Source organism: Ligilactobacillus sp. Marseille-Q7487 (assembly GCF_949152225.1).
Classification (GTDB): domain Bacteria; phylum Bacillota; class Bacilli; order Lactobacillales; family Lactobacillaceae; genus Ligilactobacillus.
In genome coordinates, this window is sequence record NZ_CASCJC010000001.1 from 1,457,508 (window position 1) to 1,476,590 (window position 19,083).

A 19,083-nucleotide genomic window follows, 5' to 3' on the forward strand; every position below is an offset into this window, starting at 1 on the left:
ACTAATTTACCATCTAATTTCTTATTTCTATCAAAAAACCTTTTCTCATTATCCTGCCCGTTAGTTGAATAAGCAATTTTTTCTATAAGTTATATTATCATAATACCACAAAATCACAAATTTTCATTCAATTATCATTTTCAATTGCATTTTATAAATCATTTTGTATGTAATTTGGTATGTAAGTTAAAATGAAAAAAGTAGTCCATTTTGAAGTACATTTTGTCATTTTGTACTCCAAAACTGAACTACTTAGTGTTAAACGTCAATCCTTTTTTTGATGTTTTAAGCACACTAAAAAAGTGAATCCGTTTTGGATTCACTTTTTTTAAACAAAATATTGCGATGTTTTCTTGGTTAATTTCTCTGCACTAACCAATTCACCTTGGAAAATCAAACGCATTTTTACACCTGGTTGTGAACTCGAGCAAGTCACTAATGTGAGTAACTTTTTAGCGGGCACATCATCAATCCATTGAATCTGATCTTCATTTACGACTACACGCTTAGTCAATTTATACTTGTAAATTTTTTTACCATCAGTTAAATAAGCAATTTGTCCAACCTTAGCCTTGGCTAGCGGTGAAAATAAAATATTTTCGTTTGCCATATGATGCCCAGCCAATGCATAATTTCCTTGTCCCATCTGTTGATTAGGTTTCATCGTCCCTGCACCATGCGCCAAGTTTATATTAGCTACCCCTTCGTAAATAGCTAACTTCATTCCTACGCTAGGAATAGCGATTTTACCGATTGGAGCATCTACACCTTTTAACGCAGCCTTTAATGCTGTTTGGGCATCTAGGGCTGCAACATTTTCTAAATTATAACTAGCCTTTTTTTTAGGCTTAGCAATTTCTTGTTTTAGCGAAGATTGTTCCAAATGTTCAACGACAAATTCTTTGATTTGATTATTAAAAATCAATGCCAATCCCACTAAAAAAACCAATAATAACCCAATATTTATTGCAACTTTTTTCTTCATTTACCCACTTCCTATCACAAAACCTTTGTTAAATTATAGCACAAAAAAAGTCGCCACTAAATGACGACTTAAAAACTTAAATGTTATCTTTTTGATTGAATAAAGAATCCACAGATTGATTGTTGTAAATCAATGAAATTGCTTTAGCAAAAATTGGCGCTACTGACAAAACTTTTAATTGTTCAAATTGTTTTTCAGCTGGAATTGCAATCGTATCCGTCACAACTACTTGTGTAAATTGTGCACTCTTCAATTCTTCAACCGCATTCCCAGATAAAACAGCATGTGTTGCACAAGCATAAATTTCAGTTGCACCAGCTGCTTTTAAAGCTAAAGCCGCATCTGCCATTTTAGCTGCAGTATCAACCATGTCATCGACTACGATACATTTATGACCTTTAACATCACCAATAACATGTGTATTTTCAGGATCTAAACGGTCCGTATCACGCTTGTCAACGATTGCGATTGGCGCTTTTAATAATTCTGCCATATTGCGTGCGGCTTTAACCCCATTATGATCAGGTGCGACAACCACGACATCTTTGCATACGCCGATTTCTTTGAAATAGTTAGCTTGCGTATAAATTGCTAATAAATGGTCAACTGGGATATTAAAGAAACCTTGTAATTGACCAGCATGCAAATCAAGGGTAACTACTCTGTTAGCACCGGCTAATTGAATGAAGTTAGCAATCATTTTAGCCGTAATTGGTTCACGTGAGCGTGCTTTGCGATCGGCTCTTGCATAACCATAATATGGGATAACTGCATTAATTGAACCAGCACTCGAACGACGCAACGCATCCATCATTACCATCAATTCCATGAAGTTTTCATTAACTGGATCAGCAATCGATTGAATGATAAAGACATCGTCACCACGCACACTTTCGTCGATGTTGATTTGAATTTCACCATCGCTAAAATGTTTAACCGAAGCATCGCATAGTTTAGCGCCCATTTCATCCGCAATTTTTTGTGCTAATTCTGGATTAGAATTAAGCGCAAAAAGCTTGATACTAGAATTTTCTTGCATTATTTTTTTCATCCTCCGCACTGTGTTTTGGCCTAACAGTTTTTTATGGGAAAATTGCCCATACACACTTTTATTTTAGCTCAAATTACTAAGAGGGTAAAGATTTTTTCAAAAAGATTTCAACCAACTTGTCTTATTTACGAATCTGACCATCGCCTAAAATCGTGTATTTAGTCGTAGTCAATTCCTTAAGCCCTAATGGCCCTCGAGCATGTAGTTTTTGGGTAGAAATTCCAATTTCTGCACCAAACCCAAATTCAAAGCCATCGGTAAAACGCGTCGAAGCATTAACATAAACACACGCTGAATCGACACGATCTAAGAAATATTGGCTGCGTTGATAATCGTTAGTGATTATTGCTTCTGAATGTTTTGTGCTGTAACGATTGATATGTGCAATTGCCTCATCTAAACTTTCCACTAGCTTAACTGCGATAGTATAGTCATTATATTCAGTTTCCCAATCTTTTTTAGTTGCTAATTTGACGTTTTTATCTAACTGACAAATAGCTTCATCGCCTAAAATCTCAACATTTTCAGCACGCAAGGCTGCTAAAATTTCGCCTACAAAAGCCTTGGCATCTTGATGAATCAATAATTTTTCTGCAGCATTACATACCGAAGGACGTTGTGTCTTAGCATTGACTACGATTTGTTTAGCCATCTCAAGATCAAAAGTACGATCGATATATAAATGACAATTTCCTGCACCAGTTTCAATCACTGGAACCTTGGCATTAGCAACTACGGCTCGAATTAAACGCGCCGATCCTCGTGGAATTAATACGTCTAAATCTTTAAGTTGCATAAATTCATTTGCTAATTGGTGGCTAGGATCACAAATTAATTGTATCGCATCTGGATTATAGCCTTTAGCAACTAAAGAAGCACGTAAAATTTCACTCAAGCAAATATTAGTTTGCATTGCTTCTTTACCACCACGCAAAATAACTGCGTTTCCTGTTTTAAAACACAAACCAAAAGCATCTACAGTTACATTGGGGCGTGCTTCATAAATCATTCCCACTACGCCTAAAGGCACCCGAACTTGATTAATCTTTAAACCAGCATGGTTAACCCAGCCGTTCATCTGCCCTAAAGGATCGGGTAATAAGGCTATTTGTTGTAAACCCGTAGCCATCGCATTGATTTTTTGTTCATCTAACAACAAACGATCTAAAAAGCGTTGATCTGCATTTTCTTTTTGATAGGCCTGCACGTCTAAAGTGTTGGCAGCCAATAATGCTTCTTTTTGCGCTAACAACTGTTTAGCGCTAAACTCTAGGACTTCTTGGCGTGCATTAGCTGCTAGATGTGCTAATTCAAATGCAGCAGTTTTAGCCTTTTGGCCCATTTCTAACAAATTAATCGACATAAGCTTATCCTTTCTTAATTTGGATCAAACAATGTTCCTACTTGCTTACCTGCTAAAATATCTAAAATAATCTTAGGATCTGACCCATTTGCCAAAACGGCTTTTTTACCATGTTTCATCATACGTTGAGCAGCTTTTAACTTTGTATACATGCCACCCGTACCAAAATCAGAACCTGAGCCACCCGCAATTTGATAAACAGCATCATCGATGTGATTTACTGTTTGAATCAAGCTTGCATCAGGATATTTTTGGGGGTTCTTATCAAAAAAGCCATCGATATCAGATAAAATAATCAACAAATCAGCATCCACAATAGCCGCAACTAAAGCCGAAAGCTGATCGTTGTCGCCAAATTTAGTCGTATGTCCCAATTCATCGATGGCTACGGTATCATTTTCATTAACAATTGGAATCACTTTCCAATTAAGCAATGTTTGAAACGTATTAAGTGTATTTTTTAAACTTCCGGTATACTCAAAGACATCATAAGTCAACAAAACTTGACTGATCTTAGTTCCATAAGTCGCAAATCTTTGTTGATAAACCGTCATTAACTGTGATTGTCCCACAGAAGCTAAGGCTTGTTGTTCAGGAATCGCGGTGGGTCGGTGCGTCAAGCCGAATTGTCCCATTCCTACTCCGATAGCTCCAGAAGAAACTAAAATAACTTCTTTATCGGTATTATTTAAACTACTCAAGGTGTAGCTAAGTTGATCGATGGCTGCTAAATTTAATTTCCCGTTTGGATGAAGCAATGAACTTGTTCCAATCTTAACGACAATTCGTTTAACATCATCAAAGTGACGCGTTTGTGTCATAACAAAATTCCTGGCTGTATCAAATATGGTTACCTAGCAAAATACAGCATTACCTTTCAATTTAATTGAAACTTTCTTTTTTCACCATATTATTTTTTGCTATGTGAAAGTTTCTGCAATCCATTTATTATTTTACTATAACAAATTTTAAAAAACTATTATTTTAAGACTCAGCGATTACCGTTAGGATCTGGACGTTGATTCTTATCTAAGATATAGCGTTCGATTAAATCGATGATTTGTTGATTTTGGGGTAAATCAGAGTGTTGTGCTTCTTGTCCTGTTACTGTAATTTCTGTAAATGACTTGACTTGGCCTTGATAAATATATTTCCCCGCTTCAACACTTCTAGCCGGTACTAAGCCGTCTGAATCATAATTTTCAGTCCCGGCAATCGAATAGACACTCAAATCCTTAGGCAATTTGTCTTTAGCCTTGATAAAATCTGCTAACATCTGTGTTTTATGCTGCAACGACGCCTCGTTAAAATTATAAGGCGTGCCAATTGTCATTAATTTTTTGATGCTGACATTGGTTTTAGCATAATATTTCTCTAAAAAAGCGGTATAAATCAAGCCACCATTCGAATGGCCGATGCCTTTAAAATTGTTAAAATTATAATCTTCGGTCAATTTATTAAAAGCCTTTGAAAACATCTTGGCTTGTTGCAAGATATTACTATAGCCATCATGATTATTTTCAAATCCCACCACGATAAAGGGCTCATTATCCTTAGCGGCTATCTTGCCTTTAAAAACCATCTTGCCACTGTTGTAGACTTTAACTTTTAACAGGCTGTGCTTTTTTAGGCTAGTCTCGTTAATCTTTGCAATCAGCTCATCAAAGCGATTTTCCGTTGCAGAACTTCCTGGAATCATGATGATTGGAGAAAGCTTTGAATTATGAAAAGACTGCAGTGTTGTAACATTTGCTTTGGTCCATTTTCCTGCAGGCAAAGCTAGTAAAACTAAGCTTCCTAGCAATAAAAGGACCCAAAATATTCTTTTTTTAACCATCGCTATTCCCTCCGCTCGCTTTGTTTAAGTCTATGGCTTACTTTTTGCGCCAACAAGACAAAAGGTTTATAACACCATATATCTAGCACCAATAATAACAAGCTAAAGACTAAATTTTGCCAATCAGCTCCACTACCAATAAAGGCAATCAATGGTCCTGGTGTCCCGGTTGGCACGGGATAAACAGAATAGCTAAGCCAACCCCATTTTAAAAATAATGCGGCCACTAACATATTTAGCACTGGAATCATTACAAATCCTAGTAAATAAAGTGGATTAAATAAGACCGGCAAGCCAACCAATAAAGCTGCATTGCTATTGAAAAAGACAGGAAAAAGCGTGGCCTTGGCTATGTTGTGTTCATTTTTGTTTTGCGTAAACAATAACAATGCTATGACTAAAGCTAAGCTGCATCCCGCCCCGCCTAAAACACCATAAGCTTGATACAAAGTGTTGCCATTGTATTGATACGGCAAGCTATGTTTGGCAAATGTCGCATTCAAATTAGCAGCAACTAAGCGGCTATCATAATATAAGTTAGGCGTATATGGTCCACTAATTCCAATAAATGCACACAAGTTAGTCAATATTCCAACTAAAAGCGTCAAACCTAAGCCATGACTAAGCAAGCTTAACGCTTGAAAAAAATCGTTGTTTTGATTCAAGTAACGATAAATGAAGGTACTTAAAAAATGATTAATCAACGCACAACTTAGCAATGATACACTTAACGGTTTTAAGGCCATAAAAGCCCGCGCTAAAATATCTGCACTATGCATTGAAGAAACATCAGCAACTTCTTTGGTTAAGATTTTAAACAAATAACCGCTAAAAAAGCCGATAAGAAGGCCTAAAAACAAACTAGCAAAGCCCAACAAACGCCAATTGATAGTTAACACCATGTTTTTATCTGCTGCATAAATCAACAATAAAAAGCTAACCAATCCCCCTAGCCCAGCCATTTGTCCATCACGTTGGTAAAATTTTGCCGTATAACGTGCAACTTGATAAGTAGCTAACACTGCGACCAATCCAAGTGTCATCTTACTTATGTTTTCAAAAACCAAGCGTACTCCTGCATAATGAGGTAACCAATCATCAACATAAAAAATGCTTCCGATAAAGCCATTAACCGATAGAAATGAGGCTAATACTTGGGCTAAATTTCCAATTAAAATCAACGGAAAAAGTACAGCCAAGGTTCTTTGGGTCACACGCAAAAAAACATTTTGTCTAAGTTTAACCAATAACAAAACAAACTTTTCAAACACAACGCCACCTACTTTATCATTTTAGTATCCTTGATTATACTAGAAAAAACTTCCAAAATCATCTTTAGAAGCTTATGCATAATCTATAACAAATTTCGTAAATTAATACATTTTCTTGAAAATGTTACTTGTTTTGTTTGTTTTTTCATGTAAAATAGTCTATTGGAACAAAATAATTGACGACAGAGATCGTCATTTTGGGAGGAATTTTTTATGGAACAGACAACGACTAATAAGATGTCTAAACAACAAAAATGGGTAACAGCTTCGACTGCGGCTGGATTTTCCCTAGAAAATATGGACATCATGTTCCTATCATTTTCATTGGCGTCAATTATTGCTGATTTGCATATTTCAAGTGGAGAAGCTGGGATGATTGGTTCGATTACCAACATCGGAATGCTTGTCGGTGGAGCAATTTTTGGTATTATTGGGGACCGTCATGGACGGGTTAAGACTTTTTCTTATACTATTTTTATTTTTGCCTTTGCCACTGCTGCTATGTATTTTGCACATGACTTGACGACTATTTATATTCTGCGCTTTTTAGCCGGAATCGGGGCTGGTGGTGAATACGGTGTAGGTATGGCAATGATTGCTGAAAACTTCCACTACAACCATGTTGGGCGTATCACTTCAATTGCTGCAATCGGTGGCCAAATCGGTGCGATCTTTGCCGCTTTACTAGCAACCTTTATCATCCCAGATTTTGGTTGGAACGCTCTTTTCTTAGTCGGTATTATTCCTGTTATCTTGACTTATTTCATCAGACAACACGTCAAAGAAAGTGACACTTTCTTGCAAGCTCAAGCTAAAGCACGTGAAAAACAAGAAAAGCCTTCATTTAAAGAACTTTTCAAAACACCTAAGATCGCTTATCAAACAATTGGTTTGATGATCATGGCTATCGTGCAAATCGCTGGCTACTTTGGTTTGATGAACTGGTTACCAACTATCGTGCAACAACAACAAGGTTTATCTGTTTCAGGTTCATCTTTATGGATGATTGCAACAATTATCGGTATGAGTCTTGGGATGGTGGCCTTTGGTTATATCATGGATAACTTTGGTCCACGCATTTCTTTTGGTATCTTCTTACTTGGCTCAGCTGCTATTTTATTTACGATTTTAATGGCTAAAAGTGCTTTAGCTTTAGTCTTAATCGGGGCTGTTATCGGCTTTTTTTCAAACGGTATGTTTGGTGGTTATGGTGCTGTTATCAGTCGTTTATATCCAGTTGAAATTCGTTCGACCGCTAATAACTTAATCATGAATGTTGGTCGTGCAATCGGTGGTTTTTCTTCTGTAGCTATCGGAATTTTAATGGATCACTATACTCTAGGTGTAACCATGGGTTGCTTATCTGCCCTTTATATCATCAGTTTCTTGGTGATGATTACCTTACCTGGAATTCGTCAATTAAGCAAATAATCAAAAAAACAAGCATCTTTACGGGTGCTTGTTTTTTTTATAAAATCATTATCAAAGGAAGTGATTTCATGTACCTGACAAATGGACAAATAACACTGCGCCCCGTCACCTTAAACGATGCTTATGAGTTGTTTAACCTCATTGATGCTAGTCGTCAAAATCTTAGACGCTACTTACCATGGGTTGATGATATTTATCAACCAGAAGACGAACAAACTAGTCTTGCAAAAAGCTTGCCTAAACAAACGATTCTAATGCTAGCTATTGAAATTGATCAAACTATCGTAGGCCTAATCGATCTTCATGATATTTCAAAAGATCATCACAAGGCTCAAATTGGCTATTTTTTAGGCGATGCTTATGTCGGCTTGGGCTATATGAATCAGGCACTAAATTTACTGCAAAAATATGCTTTTGAAGAAATGAACTTGCATCGATTAGAAATTTTAATTGATATAACTAACCATAAGAGCCAAGCAGTCGCACAACGTCTAGGTTATCAAAAAGAAGCTACCCTGCGTGATTATTTATATTATAACAAGCAATTTAGAACTTTTTATTTATATGCTTTACTCAAATCTGAATGGCAGATGAAAAATAAATTTAAGGGAGAAAAAAATGAAATTTAATATTGATGATTTAACATGGACAAGAGCTCCTAAAAGCTACAGTATCACTCAAGATAAAATTGAAATCATTACACAACCTCACACAGATTTATGGCAAAGAACATATTACAAATTTAGAAACGATAACGCCCCACTCTTACAACTGCAAAGTGCTGAAAAATATTTTTCTTTTGTAGTTAAAACAAACTTTGCAAGCAAACATCGCTTTGATCAATGTGGTGTTGCCATGTATTTAGACAGCGATAATTGGTTTAAATGTTCCAGTGAATATGAAAATGAAGAATTTCAGCATCTAGGTAGCGTTGTTACCAACAATGGTTATTCAGATTGGGCAACAACAGTCATCGATGCATCTATCAAAACTATCTGGTATCGATTCAGTCGCAGAGAAGATGATTTTTGTGTTGAAGCATCTTTTGATGGTATTAATTATAATCAGATGCGTATCTTCCATTTTTGGAAAGGTGCTGATACGATCAATTTCGGCATTTATGCTTGCAGTCCTGAAGATTCATCTTTTAAAGCAACTTTTAGTGACATGGAAATTACCGAATGCAAATGGCTAGCCCACACAGGCCAAGCTCCTGATAAAGATATATAGCAAAAAAAGTCAGCAAATACTTGCTGACTTTTTAATTTGTTGCTGATATTTTAATCTAACTTAGCACCATTTGATGCGATGACGTCTTTATACCAGTAAAATGAATCCTTACGGTAACGTTCTAAACTACCGGTACCATCATCGTTTTTATCGACATAAATAAAACCATAGCGTTTAGACATTTGCCCGGTACCAGCCGAAACTAAATCGATGCAACCCCAGCTAGTATAACCACGCAAATCAACACCATTTTCGATAGCCTTATCCATGGCTTTGATGTGTTCTTTCATGTATTCAATCCGGTATGGATCGTGAACTTTGCCATCTTCAAGCTTATCAACCGCACCCAAGCCGTTTTCAACAACCATCAGTGGTAATTCGTAACGATCATAAATCATTTCAAGGTAATATTGTAAGCCCATTGGATCATCGGCCCATTCCCATTCGGAATATTTCAAGTATGGATTACGTGCTCCAGTTGAGAAGTTACCACCAACTTTATCTTCTTGTTGATGTGTAGTAATCGCAGTTGACATGTAATATGAGAAGGTATATAAATCAACGGTACCTTCCTTTAAATCTTCTAAATCTTGCGCGGTGATGTCTAAGTTGACATTGTGTTTAGCCCACAAGCGTTTCGCAAATGTTGGATATTTACCTTTGCATTGTACATCGCCACTATAAAAGATATTTTGTTCCCAAGCATAGCGATTAGCTAAGATATCTTTAGGATCACAGGTTAATGGATAATTGCAAATACCACAAATCATGCAGCCGACTTGATAGTTTGGATCGATTTGGTGTGCTTGTTTAACAGCCTTAGCACTGGCAACATATTGATAGTGCAATTGTTGATAGGCACTTTGATAAGCTTGATCACTTGGATTTTTTTGGACAAATTCCAAAAACATAATTGTATTATTGATTTCATTAAATGTTAGCCAATACTTAACAAGGCCTTTATATTCGTTAAAGATAGTTTCTGTAAAATGTGTGAAAAAATCGATTAATTTACGGTTATTCCATCCACCATAATGTTCTTCTAAGTATAATGGTGTATCAAAATGCGAAATGGTTACGAGTGGTTCAATATCATATTTACGCAATTCTTCAAAGACACTGCGATAAAAATCTAAACCTGCTTGATTTGGTTCTTGTTCATCACCATTTGGGAAAATTCGCGACCATGAAATTGACATTCGAAACATCTTAAAGCCCATTTCAGCAAAAAGTTTGATATCTTCTTTATAACGATGATAAAAGTCGATTCCTTCATGGTTAGGATAGTATTCATCAGCTAAAATTTTGCCGTGTGCTCCTTGAGGTACAAAATCACCTTTACCTGTTGTACCATCGGCAAATTCATAGGTTACTTGTCTTCTAGCATGTAGCGAACCACCAGTTGTAATATCAGTGCGTGCTAAGCCACGTCCTGCTTCATTATAAGCACCTTCTGCTTGATTAGCTGCGATTGCTCCACCCCAGTAAAAATCTTTAGGAAAACTCATAAATTTCACCTCATTTTAAAATTGTACCCGACTAATATTTTTTTAGCCTACAAATATATTTTACACTTTAAAACGATTTTATGTAAGGGGTTTACATTTTTTTTACAAAAAAAGCCTTCTTGAAAAATTCAAGAAAGCTTTTGGCCTTTATTTTAGAAGGCTTGAATGATTTTACCAATACCAATAAAGATTAGATAAAAAGCAATCAACCAAACTAAAGTTGCACTAGCTAGCAATGGGTTAAACAACAAGATGATGCCTAAAATTAACCCTAAGACACTCAAGATAATTAATAACCAATAATAGCCTTTATCAGCTTTGAATACACGGGCTGTCATAATTTCAAAAATAGCATCAAAAATAAACCAGACCGCGAAAATAAAAACAATTACATCAAGTGCCAAGCCCATTCTGATAATGAACAACAAGCCAATCACGATGTCGATGATTCCTAGCCACAATAGCCAACTTGATTTTTGAACCAAGATTTTATTGACTTGATGACGCAACCAAAGAGTTTGTACACCTTTGGCAATCGCTAAAATTCCCAAAACTAAAGGCAAGCTCAATAAAACGCTTAATGGGGCAAATAAAGTATACCCCCCTGCTAGTAACATCAAGATTCCGACTAATAAGCTTAGCCAATCAAATCTTTTTTCCATAATACTCCAACTCCCTTAATAAAATAAAAATTTTTTGTAAACTAAGCTTACCACGACTTAAAAAAAATAGCTTTTATTTTGCTCATGACCGTATTTTATGAAATCTTAATAAAATATTAGAGTCAGATTAAAATATCAACCGCTAAACTATGGTATACTGTTATGTAACACTTAGATAGAAAGTTAGAGGAGAGTATATGCTTAGACACGTCACCAAGATTTTGTGGTTTTTATTAGCCGCTGTCAGTTTAGTCTGTGGAATCGTTGGCTTATTGTTACCCGTTATTCCGCAAGTTCCGTTTTTCTTACTCTTTTTTTACAGTCTCTCGAAGTTTTCTCCTCGCTTCCATGCGTGGTTGACAAACACTAGATTGTATCAAAAGTATGTTAATGGCTTGATTGAATTTATTCAAAAAAAGCAAGACGAAATGGAAAATACCACCAAAAAAGTTTGGTATAAAGTTTTATGGACTAAATTAATGTTATTATCTAAAAAAGTAAAAGATTAATAAAAAAGTGAAGCTTCCTTGTTTGGACAATCCAACAAAGAAGCTTCACTTTTTTTAGTGTTTAGTGATTAATTTCCATAAATTCCCCAAGCGACTTTGCTTGACTAAATGGCTGACATCTTGTGTAACTTCAATACAGCCACGGTATGTGCCTGCATGATCATAAACCGCATAAAAACAGATCTGAATCTGTTTTCCTTTGGCAGGGATGACCATTTCAACTTTAGTTTTATTCCCCGAGTGCATATCTGCTAACAGCTTTTTGATGCGATTGGCACTGTGTTTAGGATGAACATCTAAAACATGTTGGTTTAATGATGACTCTTCTCTACCAAAGATTCGGTGATTATTATTCGAATACCAACGTACAATATCATTTTCATCGATAAAGTCAAATTCTTGAGGAATCACCCGAAAAATACCGGTTAATTGTTCAAGATCGACTTGCCCTGTTTCTAAATCAACAATTTGCATCTTGTGAACTCCTTTTTAATTTATGCTCGCTAATATCATAACATACATCTGCGTTTTGTAGCGTTGTCTGCCGGTGTGAAATAACTAAAACTGCTTTATCTTGGGTGTTTTGGCGGACATTTTGCATGATTTCTCGTTCATTTAAATAATCCAAGCGACTGGTTGGCTCATCTAAAATCCAAAACGGAGCATCCTTTAAAAACAACCGTGCCAGGCCTAAACGTTGCTTTTCACCATCGGAAAGTTGATGCGTTTTTGGTGTGCCAATCTGCGTTTGATATTTGTCCGGTAAAGATTCGATTAAAGGGGCTAAATTAGCTTTTGTAGCGGCTAATTTAATCTGCTCTAAAGAAGCATCTGGCCTTGCTAAGGCGATATTTTGAGCGATTGTCCCCGCAAAAATAAAGGTTTGTTGTTCCATAATCCCTTGGTACTTGCGCAGATTATGTTCGCTTAAATCTTTTATGTCAGTTTGCTCAAAACAAATTGAGCCACTCCAAGGATCATAGACACGTTTCAAAAGATTAACTAGGGTACTTTTACCACTACCGCTTTTACCACCAATTCCAATCATCTTAGCTTTAGTAAGCGTCAAGTCAATATCGCTTAAAACCGCTGCTTTTTCATGATAGCCAAATGTTACTTGCTTAGCTTGCAAGTTTTGCGGTTCAGTAGCTAAAGCGCCTGTTTGCTTAAACTTAACTGCTTCGTCTTGACAGCTCAATTGATATAATCGTTTGGCACTGCCAAGCGGGGCTAATAAGGCTGAACCTAGATTATTTAACGCCAAAGCAGGCCCAAAGCAACTCAAACTTAAAATCGTGCTCAACAATACGACTGCTGGGTCTAATTGTTGATAGACTCCAAGGCCTAAGATGCTTGTTGCTGTCAATATCAAAATGATTTCGCCACGCAAGACCAATAAACTTTCTTGCTTTAATTGTTGTTTTTGTGCAACATCTAAAGCTTGGCCTTTTTTATGTAGCGTAGTTAGCATTTGTTTTTGTAAGCCATATTGTTTAATGTCTGCTAAGGCTTGGACTTGTTGCATCACCACTTGATTTAATTGCGCCAGATTTTCTTGTAAACTTTGGCCGATTTGTTGGTGTTTGTGCCAGCTAAAATACGGTAAGACGATTCCAACTAAAAGTTGACCTAACAACAAAATGATTGCACCTAATCCCCAAAGACGACTCATCCAGATTGTCGTAATAACCGTTGAAACTAGATAAATTGCCACTGGCGAAACCGTATGTGCAAAAAAGACTTCTAAGGCTTCAACATCACTTGTTAAACTTGTAATCAAATCGCCAGAGTCTTTAGTCTTTAAAAAGCTGCTTTGTAAACGCCGGACTTTGGCAAAAAGTTTTGCGCGTAGACTGGCTAACAAACTAAATGCAATGTCATGATTTAAATATTGTTCGCTGTATCTAGCAAAACCGCGCACTACCCCACAACCTAAGATTAAACAAATTAAGCGCGTTAAATTTGTCGTATCTCCTAATGCTAGTTGCCACACACAAAGCGCGCTTAAAAAAGGAATCAACACAACCGCTAGATTGCTGATGACACCAAAGCAAACGGCTAATAAAACTTTATAGCGGCTAGGCCAGATGAATTGTAATAACCATCTAAACATTTTTTCCCTCCTCAAGCAAAGTCTGCTCTTTAGCGAAGTATTCCTTAAAATAGCGTGAATCTTTTAAGAGGCTTTGACTTGTACCACTTGCGGTGATTTGTCCATTTTCAAAAACATAGATTGTTTTAGCATCTAATACGTTATATAACCGGTGCGAAATAAAGATGACAAGCTTTTCTTTTGCCAAGTCATGTAAGTTTTGCATGATGATATCTTCGCTAGGTTTATCAACTCCAGCCGTAATTTCATCACACACCACCAATTGTGCTTGACTCAGCAAACACCGTGCCAACAAGACACGTTGGCGCTGACCACCTGATAGATTAGCACCATTTTCAGCTAACTGATAATCCAATCCTAAGGCTGTTAAATCGACCTTAGCTAAAGCACTTAAGAGTTGTTGTTTACTTGCATTTGGATTAGCTAACAATAGATTTTCGCAAAGACTACCTTTAAACAAATAACCTTGCTCACTGATGTAAAGAGCATTTTCTTGTAGACTTTGTTGGCTCAAAGACGTTAAGTTAGTTTGATTCCAACTGACATTTCCTTGATAATCCAGCTTTTTAGCACTCAAAATCTGCGCAAAAGTACTCTTTCCAGAACCAGACGGCCCTACAAAAGCTATCAGACCGCCTTGTTTTTCGCTAAAATCGTTGACTTGCAGCTTAAAGCTACCTGCATATTCTAAAGCAAGTGTTGCTTTGATTTGCTTTAATGGTTGGACTAAAGTTTGCGTGCCACTAACCGGATTTTCTTGCTCTAAAAAACTAAACAAACGTTTCATCGCACTAACACCATTTAAAGCCACATGGAAAAAAGAGCCTAACTGCCGAAGTGGCAAGAAAAACTCGGCACTCAACAAGATAAACAACAACACACCTAACAAATCAAGGCTCCCTTTACTAAAAGCGACTAAGGCTAAAGAAATGCTCAAGCCTGCCCCACAATATGAGATGAGATCCATGATTGTAATCGAATTAAGTTGCATCGCCAAAAGACTCATCGTAGCCTTACGAAAAGATTCAGCATTTTGTTTTAATTCTTGTTGTTTTGCTTCATCTTGTGCAAAATCCTTTAAAGTTGATAAGCCACGCAAATCTTCTTCAAATACTCGTCCTAAATCTGTGTAGCTATGCCAATATTTGCCTAGAATTTTCTTGGCGCTCTTCATCACTAACACGATAACCAATGGAATTAAAGGCATACAAATCAACAATAATACTGCAGGTTGCCAAGCATAACCTACTAAAACACCAAAGATTAACACGACACTACCAAGACAATAAAAAAGTTGCGGTAAGAAACGTGCGTAATACAGTTCTAATTGATTGATGCCTTCAACTGCATATTGTGCTAAAACACTGGGCGCAAGTTGTTGATTAGCTTGTAATTCTAAGGCTTTTTGTAAAACATTTTGGCGTAGTGTCAAGCGCATCTGGCTTGCACAATACCAGGTTAAATATCCACTAATATAATGCAAAAGCGCCTTTAAAATTAAGGCAAAAGCTCCCAACCATAAGAAATAAAGCGAAAAAAAGCTACCCATTTCAAAATACTCGCTGACTAAACTAGCAAAACCATACCAAATAAAAATAGACAAAGCCAAATTTAGCCAACGAACCGCCACCAATAAAAATATCGGGCGCTTAGCAACTAGTTTAAATAAACGCCGATCAATCATCTAAAGACTCCTCTACTTTATTTTTGCCAAACAATGTGTCCCATTTAAAATACAGACTCAATCCGATAACATGAGCTAAATAAATGCTTGCTACAATGACACGTACCCAAAAATTAGGCACTAAGATAAAGGGCACGGCAAAAACGACCAACATGGAAGCAAACATTTTTAGCATCCCTTTGGTCGTAATTTCACGTTTAAACAATACACGCTCGATATTTTGTTGATAAAAAGTTGAGTTAATGAACTTTTGATAGAGCCTATCGGAACTACGCATCCATAAAAAAGCCGTTGCCAAATAAAAGCCTGTTGTCGGCATAAACGGCACAAAGATTCCGATTGTTCCAAGTGTAAAAGTTATACACCCTAGACTAATAAATAATATTTTTTTCACGTGGTCTCTCCTACTTTGATAATGAATTTACTTTAAGTATACTATAACTTTACCTAATTGAGAAACATTATCAGTTAGAAAATAAGACTAGTGATATACTGGTGGCAAAATAAATTGCTGTGCGTCTTCAAATAAACTTGCCACGCTAAACAATAAATCTTCTCGGCCTTTGGCAGCCATGGCTTGCACACCTAAAGGTAAACCAGACTTAGACGCATATACTGGCAAACTTATTGCTGGTTGACCCGTTAGATTAGCTAACTGTGTGTATGGTGTTTGGGCTAAGCTATCATAAAAGGCTGTATATAAAGCCTCAGCTAACTCTTGTTCACCAGCAGTAGTCACGTTGGTGGTATCTAAAGGTCTTTTTTCAATATCTGGAGCACAAACAGCCGTTGTTGGACTTAAAAACAAGTCATATTTTGTAAAGAGTTCTTCCATTTGTGCGCTTGCTTGATCCCATTCTTGTAAAATCTGCGTATAAGTTGCGGCTGAAATGTGTTTGCCGTAATTATAAATCAACCAACTCAACGGTTCGATGTTTTCTTGTAACTGTGCTTGACTAAAACCTAAATTAGCTAGCATCGCGGTCGTTTCAGCACCATTCATCGCATAATAACCACGGATTAGTTTTTCTCCATCTAAAGGATAAGCAATCTCGGTGATTTGATGGCCTTGTGCACTTAAAAAATCAATCGCCTTTTTTAAGGCTGCTTTAGCATCGGCGCTAACGGGTGTGTTAACCGGAGAATCTTGGCAAAAAGCAATCTTTAAAGGGCGTGTTACCTTAGTATTTTCATCATGCTGCCATTCACAAGGTGGAGCTTGATAGGGAGCAGCTGGATTAACGCCTTGACGTAACCCATAAAACAAAGTCTTGATGTCTCGCACCGAAATGCCCAAGGCAAAATTAATCGAAGCACCTTGCCATCCCCGCAAACCACCTGGTCCAACCGGCATCGTACCTCTAGTTGGTTTTAAGCCCAACAAGCCACAATAAGAAGCTGGGATACGAATCGAGCCTCCACCATCGCTTGCTAGAGCCAAAGGAAAAATTCCACTGGCAACACAAGCGGCCGCTCCTCCACTCGAACCCCCTGGCGTTTTGCTGACATCAAATGGATTTTTGGCGATTCCATGCAATTTAGAATCAGTAACATTTTTAAAACCAAATTCAGGAACATTTGTCTTAGCCAAAGGAACTAGCCCACATCGTTGCACTTGAGCAACAAAATTGTCAGTCTTAGTCGCTTGATACCCATTAAATAATCTTGAACCGGCTTGAGCTAAAAAGCCCGCCTTATCTTGTCCTAAGTCTTTTAATGCGATTGGTAAACCGCCAAACAAGGTAGCTTTAGGATCTTTTATTTTAGCATAACTTGTTGTTGCGATATCTGGGCGCCATTGCGTTATCGCATTTAACGCGGCATTTTTTTCTTGATAAATTTTCCCCCACGAATCAACCAATTCCGTAAAACTGATCTGATTTGTCTTCAACTGGTTGGCCCAGTAAGTTGCATCCTTCATTTTTTCAAACAACCTTTCATTTTTTCTTAATCATACCTAAAGTTACGCCGAAAAAAAAGCTAAGAAAAAGTAATTTAAACTTCTCTTAGCTTATTTTATTAATCAGTTAATATATTTGTGTCGCTGAGTTGTTTGAACCAATGCGCAGATTTTTTCAAAGTCTTAGTTTGTGTATGAATATCATTACGAATTAAACCATAACGATTACGATAGGCATTTTTCCATGACCAACAATCAATGCCAGTCCATACGAAATAACCATGGCAATTAGAACCTTCACTAATTCCTTGATGTAAATAACGCAAATGTTTAGTAATGAAATTAATACGGTAATCATCACATACCATACCTGTATCATCCATGAAACGTTCTTCACGCGAAACACCCATTCCATTTTCAGAAACAAACCACTCGATATTACCATAATTATCGCGAATATTAATAGCAATGTCATATAAAGCTTTAGGATAAATTTCCCATCCTTTATCAACATTCATCACACGTCCAGGCATTTCGTATGCATCAAAATAAATATCTGGCATCCAATCTTGTAAACTATCTGGTGAAATAGCCGGACGTTTAACGCGTTCTGGATGATAGAAATTCACGCCTAAAACATCAATGGTATTTTCCTTAATGATATCAAGTTCTTCTGTACTTGCTTGCCATAAGACGCCATCTTTTTTTAGAATTTCTTCTAATTTAGCTGGAAAATGACCTAAGATTGCTGGATCTAAAAATAAATTGTTTGCCCATAATTCTGCAAATTCTGCAGCTTGTTTATCCTGTTTTTCTTCACTTGCTGCATAAACAGGTGTCAAGTTTAGAATTGTCCCAATCTTTTTATTAGGAGTGTTTCCATATAATTTACGAAATTGAGCAATTGCCTTAGCAGAAGCCAAATTAATATTATAAGCAACTTGTACCGCCAAAGGTCCGTCAACTTTTAGCGGATAATGGAACTGATACAAATACCCACCATCTAAGATGACTTTAGGTTCATTAAAAGTAAACCAATTATCCACCTTATCACCAAATAATTCAAAGCAACGTTTAGCATAAAGGGCAAATAAATCAGTCACATGTTTCGATTCAAAGCCACCATATTTATGCTGTAACTCAACTGGCATATCAAAATGGCAAAGATTAATATAAGGAGTAATGTTGTTTTCTAACATAGCATCGATGACACGGCCATAAAAGTCTGCAGCATTGGAATTAACACTTCCTGTTTCAAAATCATCGATCAAACGACTCCATTGAATTGATGTACGCAATACTTTGATTCCTGCTTGCGCCATCAATTTCAAATCTTCTTCATAGTCATTATAAAAGTTTGATGTTACATCTGGTCCTACTCCATCATAAAATACTTGAGGATCAATTTGATACCAATAATCAAAGACATTTTGGTGTTGTTTTTTAAAGTTACCTTCGGATTGTGGGCCAGAAGTAGCGGCTCCCCAAGCAAAATTTTTTGGAAATGTTAGCATAATTTAAACCTCATATACATATTTT

The 19,083-nt window shown here is 36.7% G+C and carries 18 protein-coding genes; 4 read left to right on the plus strand and 14 right to left on the minus strand.

The window, feature by feature from the left end; all coding sequences use genetic code 11:
- Positions 1-328 precede the first annotated feature (328 nt).
- From QM017_RS07275 to QM017_RS07300, 6 genes are all read right to left on the minus strand, one after another.
- Entirely contained in the window at positions 329-985 is a 657-nt protein-coding gene (locus QM017_RS07275) for a class A sortase (protein WP_282709300.1), read from the minus strand.
- Positions 986-1,061: 76 nt separating this feature from the next.
- Positions 1,062-2,024, minus strand: a complete 963-nt coding sequence (locus QM017_RS07280) for a ribose-phosphate pyrophosphokinase (protein WP_282709301.1) — start codon at positions 2,022-2,024, stop codon at positions 1,062-1,064.
- A gap of 133 nt (positions 2,025-2,157) precedes the next feature.
- A complete protein-coding gene (locus QM017_RS07285; RefSeq protein WP_282709302.1) occupies positions 2,158-3,399 on the minus strand; it encodes a glutamate-5-semialdehyde dehydrogenase in 1,242 nt (413 codons plus the stop codon).
- A gap of 14 nt (positions 3,400-3,413) precedes the next feature.
- The gene (gene proB / locus QM017_RS07290) at positions 3,414-4,220 is read right to left on the minus strand and encodes a glutamate 5-kinase (RefSeq protein WP_282709303.1); all 807 of its coding nucleotides are present in this window, start codon (positions 4,218-4,220) and stop codon (positions 3,414-3,416) included.
- A 170-nt stretch (positions 4,221-4,390) separates the two neighbouring features.
- The gene (locus QM017_RS07295) at positions 4,391-5,236 is read right to left on the minus strand and encodes an alpha/beta hydrolase (protein WP_282709305.1); all 846 of its coding nucleotides are present in this window, start codon (positions 5,234-5,236) and stop codon (positions 4,391-4,393) included.
- 2 nt (positions 5,237-5,238) lie between these two features.
- The gene (locus tag QM017_RS07300; protein ID WP_282709306.1) at positions 5,239-6,507 is read right to left on the minus strand and encodes a PTS transporter subunit EIIC; all 1,269 of its coding nucleotides are present in this window, start codon (positions 6,505-6,507) and stop codon (positions 5,239-5,241) included.
- Positions 6,508-6,720: 213 nt separating this feature from the next.
- On the opposite strand from QM017_RS07300, the gene QM017_RS07305 reads away from it, so the two are divergent.
- From QM017_RS07305 to QM017_RS07315, 3 genes are all read left to right on the plus strand, one after another.
- Positions 6,721-7,938 carry an MFS transporter gene (locus QM017_RS07305; protein ID WP_282709307.1) on the plus strand — a complete coding sequence of 406 codons (1,218 nt, stop codon included), beginning with the start codon at positions 6,721-6,723 and terminating at the stop codon, positions 7,936-7,938.
- Between the two features lie 68 nt (positions 7,939-8,006).
- A complete protein-coding gene (locus tag QM017_RS07310) occupies positions 8,007-8,567 on the plus strand; it encodes a GNAT family protein (protein ID WP_282709308.1) in 561 nt (186 codons plus the stop codon).
- Entirely contained in the window at positions 8,557-9,168 is a 612-nt protein-coding gene (locus QM017_RS07315; RefSeq protein ID WP_282709309.1) for a DUF1349 domain-containing protein, read from the plus strand. Before QM017_RS07310 ends, QM017_RS07315 begins: the two co-directional genes overlap by 11 nt.
- Positions 9,169-9,218: 50 nt before the next feature.
- Here QM017_RS07315 and QM017_RS07320 read toward each other — a convergent pair whose 3' ends face one another.
- Together QM017_RS07320 and QM017_RS07325 are read right to left on the minus strand one after the other, a co-directional pair.
- The gene (locus QM017_RS07320; RefSeq protein WP_282709310.1) at positions 9,219-10,676 is read right to left on the minus strand and encodes a family 1 glycosylhydrolase; all 1,458 of its coding nucleotides are present in this window, start codon (positions 10,674-10,676) and stop codon (positions 9,219-9,221) included.
- Positions 10,677-10,828: 152 nt separating this feature from the next.
- Positions 10,829-11,338 carry a DUF308 domain-containing protein gene (locus QM017_RS07325; RefSeq protein ID WP_178196956.1) on the minus strand — a complete coding sequence of 170 codons (510 nt, stop codon included), beginning with the start codon at positions 11,336-11,338 and terminating at the stop codon, positions 10,829-10,831.
- Between the two features lie 197 nt (positions 11,339-11,535).
- Between QM017_RS07325 and QM017_RS07330 the strand changes: the two genes are divergently transcribed.
- The gene (locus QM017_RS07330; RefSeq protein WP_282709311.1) at positions 11,536-11,847 is read left to right on the plus strand and encodes a DUF454 family protein; all 312 of its coding nucleotides are present in this window, start codon (positions 11,536-11,538) and stop codon (positions 11,845-11,847) included.
- A gap of 54 nt (positions 11,848-11,901) precedes the next feature.
- On the opposite strand, the gene QM017_RS07335 is transcribed toward QM017_RS07330, so the two are convergent.
- The 6 genes from QM017_RS07335 to QM017_RS07360 all read right to left on the minus strand — a co-directional run bounded on the left by QM017_RS07335 (position 11,902) and on the right by QM017_RS07360 (position 19,058).
- Entirely contained in the window at positions 11,902-12,321 is a 420-nt protein-coding gene (locus QM017_RS07335; RefSeq protein ID WP_282709312.1) for a PAS domain-containing protein, read from the minus strand.
- Complete coding sequence (locus QM017_RS07340) at positions 12,308-13,960, minus strand: ABC transporter ATP-binding protein (protein ID WP_282709313.1); 1,653 nt, start codon at positions 13,958-13,960, stop codon at positions 12,308-12,310. Before QM017_RS07340 ends, QM017_RS07335 begins: the two co-directional genes overlap by 14 nt.
- Positions 13,953-15,644 (minus strand): ABC transporter ATP-binding protein/permease, encoded by a 1,692-nt coding sequence (locus QM017_RS07345; protein WP_282709314.1) that lies wholly within the window; start codon positions 15,642-15,644, stop codon positions 13,953-13,955. Before QM017_RS07345 ends, QM017_RS07340 begins: the two co-directional genes overlap by 8 nt.
- Positions 15,637-16,038, minus strand: a complete 402-nt coding sequence (locus tag QM017_RS07350; RefSeq protein WP_282709315.1) for a YbaN family protein — start codon at positions 16,036-16,038, stop codon at positions 15,637-15,639. The genes QM017_RS07345 and QM017_RS07350 overlap by 8 nt, the downstream gene beginning before the upstream one ends.
- Before the next feature lie 87 nt (positions 16,039-16,125).
- Positions 16,126-17,565, minus strand: coding sequence for an amidase family protein (locus QM017_RS07355; protein ID WP_282709316.1), 1,440 nt, complete (start codon positions 17,563-17,565; stop codon positions 16,126-16,128).
- Positions 17,566-17,663: 98 nt separating this feature from the next.
- Positions 17,664-19,058 (minus strand): glycoside hydrolase family 1 protein, encoded by a 1,395-nt coding sequence (locus tag QM017_RS07360; RefSeq protein ID WP_282709317.1) that lies wholly within the window; start codon positions 19,056-19,058, stop codon positions 17,664-17,666.
- Between the last annotated feature and the right edge of the window lie 25 nt (positions 19,059-19,083).